The sequence below is a fragment of the Devosia sp. CAU 1758 genome (assembly GCF_054482695.1).
In genome coordinates, this window is sequence record NZ_JBTLRJ010000006.1 from 132,911 (window position 1) to 145,022 (window position 12,112).

Annotated in this window: 13 protein-coding genes; 5 read left to right on the forward strand and 8 right to left on the reverse strand. The window is 63.0% G+C overall.

The annotated features are described in order from the left end of the window. The first annotated feature begins 149 nt into the window (after positions 1 to 149). Positions 150 to 1,244: a histidinol-phosphate transaminase gene (hisC, locus tag ACXYMS_RS17715; RefSeq protein WP_458908170.1), complete on the forward strand. Its 1,095-nt coding sequence runs from the start codon at positions 150 to 152 to the stop codon at positions 1,242 to 1,244. Continuing rightward, positions 1,241 to 2,212, forward strand: coding sequence for a prephenate/arogenate dehydrogenase family protein (locus ACXYMS_RS17720; RefSeq protein ID WP_458908171.1), 972 nt, complete (start codon positions 1,241 to 1,243; stop codon positions 2,210 to 2,212). Before hisC ends, ACXYMS_RS17720 begins: the two co-directional genes overlap by 4 nt. Positions 2,213 to 2,257: 45 nt before the next feature. Here the strand turns inward: ACXYMS_RS17720 and ACXYMS_RS17725 are convergent, their stop codons facing one another. Beyond that, positions 2,258 to 3,229 (reverse strand): DUF2125 domain-containing protein, encoded by a 972-nt coding sequence (locus ACXYMS_RS17725; RefSeq protein WP_458908172.1) that lies wholly within the window; start codon positions 3,227 to 3,229, stop codon positions 2,258 to 2,260. A 154-nt stretch (positions 3,230 to 3,383) separates the two neighbouring features. Between ACXYMS_RS17725 and ACXYMS_RS17730 the strand changes: the two genes are divergently transcribed. After that, positions 3,384 to 3,968 (forward strand): gamma-glutamylcyclotransferase, encoded by a 585-nt coding sequence (locus ACXYMS_RS17730; RefSeq protein ID WP_458908173.1) that lies wholly within the window; start codon positions 3,384 to 3,386, stop codon positions 3,966 to 3,968. Here ACXYMS_RS17730 and ACXYMS_RS17735 read toward each other — a convergent pair. The 4 genes from ACXYMS_RS17735 to ACXYMS_RS17750 all read right to left on the reverse strand — a co-directional run bounded on the left by ACXYMS_RS17735 (position 3,956) and on the right by ACXYMS_RS17750 (position 6,885). Beyond that, complete coding sequence (locus ACXYMS_RS17735) at positions 3,956 to 4,297, reverse strand: hypothetical protein (protein ID WP_458908174.1); 342 nt, start codon at positions 4,295 to 4,297, stop codon at positions 3,956 to 3,958. The two genes, ACXYMS_RS17730 and ACXYMS_RS17735, sit on opposite strands and share 13 nt — an antisense overlap. Before the next feature lie 121 nt (positions 4,298 to 4,418). Continuing rightward, on the reverse strand, positions 4,419 to 5,231 hold the full coding sequence (locus tag ACXYMS_RS17740; protein ID WP_458908175.1) for a lysophospholipid acyltransferase family protein: 813 nt from the start codon (positions 5,229 to 5,231) through the stop codon (positions 4,419 to 4,421). Positions 5,232 to 5,300: 69 nt separating this feature from the next. Next, positions 5,301 to 6,230: a cell division protein FtsX gene (locus ACXYMS_RS17745; RefSeq protein ID WP_458908176.1), complete on the reverse strand. Its 930-nt coding sequence runs from the start codon at positions 6,228 to 6,230 to the stop codon at positions 5,301 to 5,303. Next, entirely contained in the window at positions 6,223 to 6,885 is a 663-nt protein-coding gene (locus tag ACXYMS_RS17750; protein ID WP_458908177.1) for a cell division ATP-binding protein FtsE, read from the reverse strand. Before ACXYMS_RS17750 ends, ACXYMS_RS17745 begins: the two co-directional genes overlap by 8 nt. A 212-nt stretch (positions 6,886 to 7,097) precedes the next feature. Between ACXYMS_RS17750 and ACXYMS_RS17755 the strand changes: the two genes are divergently transcribed. After that, the gene (locus ACXYMS_RS17755) at positions 7,098 to 8,069 is read left to right on the forward strand and encodes a DUF3426 domain-containing protein (RefSeq protein ID WP_458908178.1); all 972 of its coding nucleotides are present in this window, start codon (positions 7,098 to 7,100) and stop codon (positions 8,067 to 8,069) included. A gap of 10 nt (positions 8,070 to 8,079) precedes the next feature. After that, the gene (locus ACXYMS_RS17760; protein ID WP_458908179.1) at positions 8,080 to 8,490 is read left to right on the forward strand and encodes a response regulator; all 411 of its coding nucleotides are present in this window, start codon (positions 8,080 to 8,082) and stop codon (positions 8,488 to 8,490) included. Positions 8,491 to 8,493: 3 nt separating this feature from the next. Here the strand turns inward: ACXYMS_RS17760 and lysA are convergent, their stop codons facing one another. The 3 genes from lysA to argH all read right to left on the reverse strand — a co-directional run bounded on the left by lysA (position 8,494) and on the right by argH (position 12,100). Then, positions 8,494 to 9,750, reverse strand: a complete 1,257-nt coding sequence (gene lysA / locus ACXYMS_RS17765) for a diaminopimelate decarboxylase (RefSeq protein ID WP_458908258.1) — start codon at positions 9,748 to 9,750, stop codon at positions 8,494 to 8,496. 122 nt (positions 9,751 to 9,872) lie between these two features. Further along, positions 9,873 to 10,592 (reverse strand): gamma-glutamylcyclotransferase, encoded by a 720-nt coding sequence (locus tag ACXYMS_RS17770; protein WP_458908180.1) that lies wholly within the window; start codon positions 10,590 to 10,592, stop codon positions 9,873 to 9,875. A 59-nt stretch (positions 10,593 to 10,651) separates the two neighbouring features. Beyond that, complete coding sequence (gene argH, locus ACXYMS_RS17775) at positions 10,652 to 12,100, reverse strand: argininosuccinate lyase (protein WP_458908259.1); 1,449 nt, start codon at positions 12,098 to 12,100, stop codon at positions 10,652 to 10,654. Positions 12,101 to 12,112: the final 12 nt, after the last annotated feature.

Below are 12,112 nucleotides of genomic sequence, written 5' to 3' on the forward strand. Positions count from 1 at the left end.
AGGGACGAAAGCCGTCTCGGGGCACCGCTCTGTTTACCGCAAGCCGAAAGGCCGGGCGGCTGGTGGCGCTGGTGCGATCAGACAGGCTTTGCCTTTACCACGCGCTTTCACTATGGTCCGCGCGGCTTTTCCTGCCTTCGTGAAGCATCATGTCCCATACACAGCGTCCCACGCCCCATCCCGGAATTCTCGATATTGCCGCATACAAACCCGGCAAGTCTGCCGACAAGGGCCAGTCGGCGGTCAAGCTTTCGGCTAACGAGTCCCCGCTTGGTGCCAGTCCTCATGCCCTGGCTGCCTTCGCAGAAGCTGCGCAGCATCTTGAGATCTATCCGGAGGGTTCTTCTCGGGATCTTCGAGAGACCCTGGGCGAAGTGCATGGCGTGAATCCGGACAGCATCGTTTGTGGCAACGGGTCGGGGGACATCCTGTACCTGCTCGCCCAGTGCTATCTGGGCGAGGGCACAGAAGCGATCATGAGTCAGTACGCCTTTTCGCTCTATCCAATCGCAACCCGGTTTACCGGAGCGGACTTGGTTCAAACCGCGGCGCGCGACTATGTAACCAATGTCGATGCCATCCTTGCTGCAGTGACCGAGCGGACCCGGCTGGTGTGGCTGGACAATCCCAATAATCCGACAGGTACCTGTCTGCCGTCAGCCGAGATCGCGCGGCTGCATGCAGGCCTTCGCCCCGACATATTGCTGGTCATTGACAACGCCTATGCCGAATATGTCACTGCGGATGATTTCAGCACCGGGATCGAACTCGTCAGCGCGGCAGAAAACGTCGTCATGGTGCGCACCTTCTCCAAGATGGGTCTTGCCGCCGCCCGTATCGGCTGGATGGTCGGGCCGCCCCATGTGGTGGATGCTATTCACCGCATCCGTGGGCCGTTTAACGTGAACCTGCCTGCCCAGATGGCAGCCGCGGCAGCGGCGCGCGATACCGAATTCAACGCGCGTCTCAAAGCCCATAATGCGCGGTGGCGCGACTGGCTGAGCAACGAACTTGCCGGCAACCATATCCGGGTGCTGCCGAGCCAGGCCAATTTCGTCCTGGCGCTTTTCGACGATGCTGCCAGCGTCAGCCACGCCTTCAAGGCGCTGATGGGCGCCGGCTATATCGTGCGTGAAGTCGGCCACTCCTATGGCATTGACAATGGTCTTCGTATTTCCATTGGCAGCGAAGAGGCCATGCGCGGCGTGGCCGCAGTCCTCAAATACATGGGGGCGGCGCGGTGAGTGTACATTTTCGCAAGCTGGCCCTGGTCGGTATCGGGCTGATCGGTTCGTCCATTGCCCTGGCCGCGCGGCGGCAGGGTCTGGTCGAGGTCATATCCATTGCCACCCGCAGACAGGAGACGCTGGACGAGGCCAGGGATCTCAGGCTGGGCGATATCTATACGCTCGACGCGGCCGAGGCCGTGCGGGGGGCGGACCTGGTCATCCTCTGTGCGCCGGTCGGGGCCTATGCAGCGCTGGCCGAAGCCATTGGCCCGGTGCTGGAGCCGGGCGTCATTCTCTCCGATGTCGGCTCGGTCAAGGAGCATGTGGTCAAGGTCGTGGGCCCGCATGTGCCGCAGGGGGTCAGCTTCATTCCCGGCCATCCCATCGCCGGCACCGAGCATTCGGGCCCCGCTGCGGGATTTGCCGAACTCTTTGCGGGGCGCTGGTGCGTATTGACGCCCACGCCCGGCGTGCCGCAGGTCGACACCGACAGGCTCGTGGCCTTTTGGCAGGCCATGGGCTCGATGGTGGAATGCATGGATGCGGCCCATCACGACATGGTCCTGGCCATTACCAGCCATATTCCGCATCTGATCGCCTACAATATCGTGGGCACCGTGGCCGACCTTGAAACCGCGACGCAGTCCGAAGTCATCAAGTTTTCGGCCTCGGGCTTTCGCGACTTCACCCGCATTGCCGCCTCCGATCCGGTCATGTGGCGCGACGTGTTCCTCACCAACAGGGAGGCAGTGCTCGAAATGCTGGGTCGCTTCAACGAGGATCTGTCGGCCCTGCAGCGGGCGGTGCGGACCGGGGACGGGCCGACGCTGGAAGCGCTGTTCACCCGCACCAGGACCATTCGCCGCTCGATCATCAGCGCCGGGCAGGAAACAGCAGCCCCCGATTTCGGCCGTCCGCACGAACAGCCTCCGGCGCCCGAGACGCCGCTGGTGCGCGAACATGGCGGCGGAGACGATGCCTAGAGGGAATTAGAGCTCCATTTCGATTTAATCGAAATGGATACGGCCCTAGAACAGTGGCGCCAGAGATGCGATGGGAACCAGACCCGAGGATAGGCTGCCGCCGCCGAAGTTGAGCTGGTTGGCATGACGGCCATCGGCGCCAGGCACACCCAGCACCAGGGTGCGCCAGGGTTCCTCGAGATAGGGGCCAATGCGTTCGGCCACGCCGAACGAATCCACTGTAATGCTGCCGGTCGGGTATCCTTGGGCGTCAAGGCTCAGTTCGCCGGTGGCATTAAGGTCGGCGCTGCCGTCATTGGCGCGGATTCCGACAATGCGGAGCTGGCCGCCGGCCTGCTGCCAGTCGGGCAATAGTGGCATGGCGCCCCAATTGCGGACGTCATCGGGCAAGGCGGTCACCTCGATCTCGATCTCCGCATTGGTGGGCGCGGGGGCAATGGAGGGCACTTCCACGTCCTGGGCGCGCAGGTAGCCGGCCAAGGCAGAGCGATCAGAATCGGGGGGGTGCTGCTCGGGCATGTCGAGCAAGTGCATTTCGACCTGGGGAGATTGGGCAATCAGGGTGTCGCCGAACAGGCGGTCGCTCCAGGCCAGGTCGCTGCCCAGCAGCGACAGGCGGCCGATGCGCCAGTCTTCAAGGCGGAGGCTCGCTTCCAGAGTGCTCCAGGTGACTTCCTGGCGGAGGCCCGTAAAAGCGTCGGACAATTGCGCCGGTCCAAGAGCCGAGGCCACTAAATGGGTGGGGCGATATACCATGGCGCTGGCCCTGATGCCCGGAATTTCAACCAGCAGATCGCCCGAAACCAGGCTCGCGTTCGTGCAGTCGATGTCGAAGCGGAACGGGAAACCCCCGAGATTGAGGGTGCCGCAGTGCAATTGGGGCGTGGTTTCGCCGTCGGCCAGCGCCAGCAGTTCGATCTGCTGGCGGATCTGCCCGGCGATAAAAAACCATCCGCCCGTCCAGGCCAGGATGACGAGCAGGACGACGCTGCCCAGAATGATGATTCGCTTCTTCATGGCTTCTATTTACCTGTGAAGCGCCGCTGCCAGAAGCGGGTTTGCTTGCTGTGGATGGATCGGTATTTATCCCCGGACCAGAGCGGTTGCGCTAATCTGCGGCTGCCTGACATTGTGCCAAGGCGGCTAAGTTAGCCCAGAAAGTGGTTGTGCTATGGCGGAAGACGCGGAGAGAGATGGTAGGCGGGCCACCCACTGGGTGTTCGGCTACGGGTCATTAATCTGGAATCCTGGGTTTTCTTTTTGCAGCGCACAATTGGGTCTGCTCCGCGGCGCGCACCGCTCACTCTCGATCATCTCGCATCATCATCGTGGGACCCGCGATACGCCGGGATTGGTCTTCGGCCTGACCCGGGGCGGTTCATGTCGCGGCATGGCATTCGAGGTCGGGCAGGAGGCCTGGGCCGAGGTACGCGCCTATCTCGATGCCCGCGAGTTGGTGACCGCGGTCTATCGCGATGTCTGGCGGCCGGTGACTCTGGCAGATGGGCGGCGTGTGACGGCCTTGACCTATGTGGTGGACGAAGCCCATGAGCAATTTGCGGGGCAACTCAGCGTCGACGCGCAATTGGCGATGATCCGCGCGGGAGTAGGCATCTCGGGGCGCAATGTGGACTATGTGCTCAACACGGCCCGACATCTGGCGCAGCTGGGCATTCGAGACAAGGCTCTCATGGCATTGGCCAGGGCGCTGGAGGCGAGTGACGCACCGGTGCCCGGAAACGGTCAGGCGGCGTGAGCCACCAGTTCAGGCGCCGGCACGGCCTGTTCGAGATCCCAGATCGTGGAGAGCCGGTTTTCCGGTGCATCGAGGCGGAAAACGGAGGTGGCGCAGTCCAGCGCGAGGCGAAAGCGGGTGCGGCTCATCGGATCAGCCACCAGGTCTTCGGTCGAACCAACCCAAAGCACATGCGTACCCTTGGTAATCAGATACAAGTCCGATTCGGCCATGGCAAAACTTTCGAGGCTTTCAGCACTCAGTCCATAAGCGCGGCCCGACTGGCCCTGCCATTTAGAGAGGCCCCGCTTGGGCAGTCCCATGCGCTCAAGATCGCTGTAATGCACCATTATCCCTGTTTCCCCTGCGTCCCCAGAAGAAGAACAAAATTAGAACAAAACGTCCCTTGCGTCAACCCCTTCCGGAGCTTGATGCTACATCTATGGTAGCGTTTGCCTGTGGCGTCAATATCTAGTGGGTGTCGGTTGGGCGCAGTACCTGCAGCCGGGCGCGCAGTCGGTCGTCAAGCGGGCGGCCAATGCCCTGGTCAATGGCCTCAATGGACAGGCGCGTCGACTCGGCTTCGATGGCAGTCTTGAGGCGCTGCTGAAACACGTCTGGACTGAGGCCTGGTTCGATAGCGGGCAGGAAACGTGCCGTGGCGGTGCCAGGCCAGATCACCAAGCTGTTCCGGCCCCAGAACAATCCGGAATTGAGCGCGACGGGCACGACCGGCACGTTCAACTCGGTATAGAGGCGCACAATGCCTTGGCGGTAGTCGGGCGGTGCGAGCGCCGCCCTGCGAGTGCCCTCGGGATAGATGACGATGCGGCAGCCACGGTCGATGGCGGCGCGGGCCTGCCGAATCATTTCCGGTATCGCCTGGGCGCCCCGCTGGCGATCGATCTCGATGCAGTCGAGCGAGCGCGCGGCCCAGCCGAAGAAGGGAATGCGCATCAACTCCTTCTTGGCGATATAGGCCGGCCGGCCGGTATGTGGGAAGATCGCGAAAATGTCCCAGTCCGACTGGTGCTTGGAGGCGATGATGCAGCCGCCAGGCGGGATGTTCTCATCGCCCTCGACCAGGGTACGAACCCCGGTCAGGTAGCGCAGGAAGAATATGTTGGAGCGGCACCAGTAGCGCGAAATGGCCTGACCGAAAGACGTCGTGCCGAAAATGAGGCCCACAATTCCCGCCGTGAAGGCCAGCAGGGCCGTCTGGCCGATGAACACGAAATAGAACAGGGCGGTCCGGATCGCCTGAATTGCGGCCTTTATCGACATGAAATCCCCCGCCTACCCGACAATAAGTCCCTCATAGCGGGACGAGGCGCACTTGGCGAGGCCATTACCTTACGAGGCTTCGCTGAGATAGCGGCGCACTGTGACGCGCGAAGTTACCGCGGTCAGCACAGCAATCACCGGCACGACGCAGAGGATCACGATCATGCCATCCCATCCGAGCAGGAGCCGACCAAAAAGGGCGCCGACCTGTGCCGTGGCTTCGCTGGGCAGGACACTGCCGGCGGCCGCGCCGATGAGCACGAAGAACAGGATGGCCAGCAGCGCGCCCAGGAACCCGCCCTGCAGGCCTATGGAGAGGAACCGTCCCTGGAATTCTCCAGCGATGAACTTGTTGGAGGCACCGATGAAGTGCAGCACGTCGACGATTTCGCGGTTGCTGGCCATGGCACCACGAGTGGCAAAGACAATTGCAAGGACCGTGGCGACGCCGATCAGTCCCAGCACCAGAAGGCCCGACAGCACCACAGTGCCGGCCATGGTGTTGAGCTGCTGCCGCCAGGCGGCATGGGTATCAAGGCTGGCGCCATTGATGGCGGAAAGATTGCGCTGCAATTGTTCGATATCGGCTTCAGCCGGATCGGAGAGTTGCACTACGACAAGGCGCGGAATGGCGATGGCCGAGAGATCGAGGCCGGCGCCGAGCCAGGGTTCGAGTAGCGCCTGGCTTTCCTCGATGGTGAGGGCCCGGGCGGCGCCGACGCCGGGGGTGGACTGGGCGAGAGACACGGCTGTGCGCAAATTGCTCTCCATCACCTCCCCCTCGACGGGGCGGATCTGGATAGTCAGCTCGCGCCCCACATCGGCGGACCAGGCAATGGCCGATTTCTGTACCAGCACCACGCCGCCCAGGGTCACGGCTGACAAAAAGGCCATGATGGTGATGAGCAGGAGGAGGGTTCGTCCGGCGACGCTTCTTTCCGGCACGATGGGCGCCGGTCCGCCGCGGCGGGGCAGGAGGGAAAGCAGTTGCCTAATCATGAATGGTCAACTCCCCCTTGTTGAGCACCATGCGCGGATAGGAAAAACGATCGAGCAGCGGCAATTCATGGGTGGCGAGGATAATGGTCATGCCCAGCGTGCGATTGAGCTCGGCGAACAGGTGCACGAGGCGGCTGGAGAGGTCCGGATCGACATTGCCGGTCGGCTCGTCGGCCAGCAATATCTTGGGCCGGGCGATAACGGCGCGCGCGATGGCCGCGCGCTGCTTCTCGCCGCCCGAAAGCAGGGTCGGCAGGGCATGCATGCGCTCTCCAAGCCCCACCCATTCGAGCAGTTCGATGACATTGGGCCGGTATTCGCTTTCGGGTTGGCCGAGTACGCGCAGCGGCAGGGCGACATTTTCGAATGTGGTCAGATGGTCGAGCAGACGGAATTCCTGGAAGACGATGCCGATATGGCGGCGCATCTGCAACAGACTGTCCTGGTCGAGATCGCCCACATCCTCTTCGAACATGGTGACCTTGCCGCGGCTGGGCTTGATCGAGAGCAGCAGCAGGCGCAGCAGGCTGGTTTTGCCCGCGCCGGACGGCCCGGTCAGGAAATGGAATGAACCAGGCTCGATGGAAAAGGAAAGATCCTTGAGGATTTCTGGGCCGTTGCCGTAGCGCAGGCCCACATCGGAAAACTCGATCAAGAACGGGTGCTCCCCAGCTCGTCCGGTGGCTTTGGCGGCGGTGAGGCGAATCAGCCCCGAGGCATCATAGCAGCGCTAAGCGCTCGCCGCGGCATGTGGCGGTCTTTGGCCGGGGGAAAGCGGCATAATTTTGGTCACTCCGGGGTTTGAGGAGTCTTAACCCTGCAGAGGATAGGGTCGGCAACCATCACGGGACTGCGCGCACCACCTTCATGATCATCACCTGTCCGCATTGCCAGACCAAGTACCAGGTGACCTATGAGGCCATCGGCTCGGCCGGTCGCAAGGTGCAGTGCGCTCATTGCCATCAGGCCTGGAATCAGGATGCCACGGCTGCTGCCGCCGCTAGCGGAACCGCCAAGATCAATGATGGCGAGCAGGCCGACAAGCTTTTCGATGCCATTGCCGAGGATGCGCTGGACGAGGCCATGAGCGCCGAGGAAAGCGCAGCAGGCGGACGGAACGGGCCGGCGGCAACGGCAGGAAGCCAGCCCCAACCCCTTTCAGGCGCCGAAGCAGCCGAATTGCAAAAGCGGCAGATGGCGTTTCTCCGCCGGCAGAATGCCATGATTTCGAGCCTGCCGCTGGCGCGCCTGCGCCGGGCGGCCCGCTTTGTCGGAGTCGCCATACTGGTCGGGCTGGTCGGTGGCGCCTATTTCGGGCGGGTCCCGATCGTCGAGCGCTATCCGGACCTGGCCGGCCTCTATGATGCGATTGGCCTGGGGGTAAATGTGGTGGGTCTGGAATTCTCCGATCTCGCAACGCTCAAGCAGCTGTCGGGCGGCAATGACGTGCTTACGGTGTCGGCGCAGATCGTAGGCCGGGCCAGCCGACCGGTCGCGGTGCCGCCGGTCGTGGTGAGCCTGCTCGATGCAGACGGCCGGGCTGTCTATGAGTGGAGCGTCTCCCCGCGGGTGCGTGACCTGATGACTGGCGAGCGCGCAACCTTTGACACAAGGCTCTCGTTGCCACCCAGCGAGGCTGTGCGGGTCCGCCTGAGCTTTGCCAGTGGGGGCGCTAGCGAGCGTGGCACGGGCGTCGTCCCCGAACAGCCGCCGCCCGGCCTGATTGACACCCTTTTGGTGCCGGTCGAGTCAACCGGCCCGGCGGCACCCGTCGCACCTTCCGATAACCAAACCGCCCAGCCGGACCACGCGCCGGCGGCGGTTAGCGAACACCAGTAGGAGAGCGCCAATGGCCCGCATCCTGGTTGCCGAAGACGATCCTTCGGTCCGTGCCTTTGTCGTCAGCGCCCTCACCATGAAGGGCCATGAAGTTGTGGCCGAGGAGGACGGGGGACTGGCCGCCGAGACTATCGATGCAGAAGCCGGGCGGTTTGACCTGCTGCTGACCGATATCAAGATGCCGGTCATGGACGGGATCGCGCTGGCCTTGCATGTGGGCGCTGCTTATCCCCAGGTCATCATCCTGATGATGACGGGCTTTGCCGACCAACGCGAACGTGCCCATGGCCTGGACGCGCTGATTTATGATGTCATTGCCAAGCCCTTCAGCCTGGCCGATCTGCTAGCCAAGGTGGACGATGCCCTCAATGGGCGGCCTGTCGAAGTGGTGTCGCTGGCCCGGCGGTCGACTGGCCAATAGACCTCAAAGCCAGTCGGGTAAGCTGTCGAGGGCGAGCAGGTCGTCGATGGACCTGCGCGGCCGGATGACGTGCCAGCGAACGCCATCGACCAGCACTTCGGGGATCAGAGGCCGCGAATTATAGGTCGAGGCCATGACCGCACCGTAGGCGCCGGCACTCATGACCGCGAGCAGATCGCCCTCCTCGACCCCGGCAAGGGTGCGGCCCTTGGCCAGGTAATCGCCGGTTTCGCAGACCGGCCCGACAATGTCGCCGGTGATCGGCGCAAGGTTGGAGGGGTTCACTGGCTGGATGTCGTGATGGGCCTCGTAAAGCGTTGGGCGGATCAAGTCGTTCATGGCCGCGTCGACGATGATGAAGTCAGCCTCGCCCCGCTTCACATATTCGACCTTTGTCACGAGGATGCCGGCATTGCCCACCAGAAGCCGCCCCGGTTCGATCACCAGCGAGCAGCCGAGTTGCCCCACCTTGTCGCGGACCACCGAGGCATAGGCCTCCGGATGGGGCGGGGCGTCTTCGTCGACATTGTATGGAATGCCCAGCCCACCGCCGATATCCACATGCTCGATGTTGTGACCATCGGCGCGCAGCGTCTTCACCAATTCAGCCATCAGCCCAAAAGCATTGCCGAAGGGTTCAAGATCGGTAATCTGACTGCCGATATGCATGTCGACACCCACGGCCTCGACATTGGGCAGGCTGGCAATGCGCGCATAGACCTCGTGGGCGCGCTTGTACGGGATGCCGAATTTGTTCTCCGACTTGCCGGTGGAAATCTTGGCATGGGTGCGCGCATCGACATCGGGATTGATGCGGACCGAGACGCGTGCCGTCAGCCCCATGTCCCTAGCGATTATCGAGAGGCGTTCAAGCTCGGGCTCGCTTTCGAGATTGAAGCATTTGATCCCGACTTCGAGCCCGCGCCGCATTTCGGTCACGGTCTTGGCGACACCGGAAAAAACGATCTTTTCCGGCGCGATGCCGGCTGCAAGGGCGCGCTCGAGTTCGCCAAGCGAGACCACGTCGGCGCCGCAGCCTTCGGCGGCCATGAGCTTCAGGACCGCCTGGTTGGAATTGGCCTTCATGGCATAGGCCATGAGCATGGGAATGCCGTCAAAGGCCTGGCGCACCACCCGCACATGGCGGCGCAAGGTGGCGCTGGAATAGACGTAGAAGGGCGTACCTACCTCGCGCGCCAAATCATTGAGATTGACGTCCTCGGCAAAAAGAACACCGTCCCGATGTTGAAAGTGATGCACCACGATAAGCCCCGTTGGGTCGATACAGCCACTACGCCATCACGGAAAGTGACGGGGATAGCTTGTGCTGTCATTCGGTGCGAGCACCTCTAAGCCAAGCACGGTCAAAACGAAAGCCAGACTTATCGATCTGCCTCATAAGCGGCTTCGATGCGCTCTGCGACCAGATGCTGGAGCCGCCAGAGATGGGGGTCGTGAATGCCCATCTGTTCAAGGTGGTCGACCGTGGCGTGAAGGTATTCCGCCATGGAGCCGCGCGTGCCGACGGCCCTGGACAGCACATCGGCGATCTCGGCTTCGCTGAGACCGGTAACATAGCGGCCCGAATGGCGGTCGATGCAGAATGTGAGGGCGCGGATGGTCCGCTCGCCGGTGCGCACCCGTACCCAGCGCGGCGGGAAGGCGGTGGGCGCCCAGCCCATTTCCCGCTCGAACAGTTTTGTCAGGCATTCGTCGCGCCGGTCGGGCGGCAGGCGATACAGAGCGCCCTTGCAGGCGCCGCCCCGGTCGAGCGCCAGCATCAGGCCCGGATTGGCCTCGCTGCCACGAAAGCGGGTGTTCCATCCTAGGCAGAAGGCGCGGTGCCAGCCATGCAACAAGCCGGCGCGCACCTCGACGTAGTCGCAGGCCGGCTTCCAGATCAGCGAACCATAGGCAAAGACCCAGGTCTCGTCATGATGGTCGGGCTCTGCGAACAGGGTGCGGATGGTCGCGGCGTGGTCATCAGGCGTCGCCTCGCGCATGCCGGGCGGTGGCGGTGGCAGGGCCTCGAAGACCTCTTCGGGCTGGAGATAGGCGACATGACGGGCGCTGAGGCGCATCTGTCGCTTGGCATGGTGCACAATCGTCTCCGTATTCCCTCTCCGCAAGAGAGAGAGGAAGATTGGCGTAATGGCTGGGGTTAGGCAATCCCGCCGTCGCCATGGCCGCCATGCTTTTTCGCCTTGAGGGGGCGCGGCTCGTGGTGCTCGCCGGTCAGCGCCGTTTTCCAGCGAGCGGCCTGAGCGAGAACATTAGCCGGGGCGGTGCCGCCATAAGAGGCGCGGGCGGCAACCGAGGCCTCGACCGTCAGCACCTTGTGGATGCGGCTGTCGATGCGGTGATCGACCAGCTTGAAATCCTCGATGGTGAGGCCTTCGAGCCCGCAGCCTTTCTGCTCGCCCAGCGACACGACCTGGCCGGTGATGTGATGGGCATCGCGGAAGGGGATGTTGAGTTCGCGCACCAGCCAGTCGGCCACGTCGGTGGCCGTCGAGAAGCCGGCTGAGGCCGAGGCGTGCATGCGCTCGCGATTGGGCACCATGTCCTTGACCATGCCGGTCATGGCGGCCAGAGAGAGGGACAGGGCGTCAAGGGCGTCGAAGGCGACTTCCTTGTCTTCCTGCATGTCCTTGGAATAGGCCAGCGGCAGGCCCTTCATCACCACGAGCAGGGAATTGAGCGCCCCCATGATGCGGCCGATCTTGGCGCGCACCAGTTCGGCAGCATCCGGATTGCGCTTCTGCGGCATGATGGAGGAGCCGGTGGTGAATTTGTCCGAGAGTTTTACGAAGCTGAACTGGGCCGAGGACCAGATCACCATTTCCTCGGCGAAACGCGAGAGGTGCATGGCGCAGATCGACGCGGCGGCCAGAGTTTCGAGGATGAAGTCGCGATCCGAGACGGCGTCGAGCGAATTGGCCGTCGGCCGGTCAAAGCCCAGGGCCTTGGCGGTCATGTCACGGTCGATGGGATAGGGCGTACCGGCAAGCGCGGCCGAACCGAGCGGATTTTCGTTGAGGCGCTTGCGCGCATCTTCGAGCCGCCCGGCGTCGCGGCCGAGCATTTCGACATAGGCGAGCAGATGGTGGCCAAAGGTCACCGGCTGGGCGTTCTGAAGATGGGTAAAGCCGGGCAGGATGGTTTCGGCCTCGTCCTCGGCGCGGGTGACAAGGGCCAGTTGCAGGGCCCGGATCTGGGCGACCAGATTGTCGATATAGTCGCGCACATAGAGGCGGAAATCGGTGGCCACCTGGTCATTGCGGGAGCGGGCGGTATGCAGGCGCCCGGCGGCATCGCCGATCTTTTCGCGTAAGCGGCTCTCGACATTCATATGGATGTCTTCGAGTGCCCGCGAGAATTTGAACTGACCGCCCTCGATTTCGGCGAGGACCTCATCTAGACCAGCAAGGATGGCGTCGCGGTCGGTCTGCGTCAGAATGCCCGTGGCCGCGAGCATTGTGGCATGCGCCTTCGATCCGGCAATATCCTGGCGGTAGAGGCGCTGGTCGAAGCCGATGGAGGCGTTGATTTCCTCCATGATGGCGTCGGGCGCCTCGGCGAAGCGGCCGCCCCACATCTTGTTGCTCAGAGCCTTGTCCGG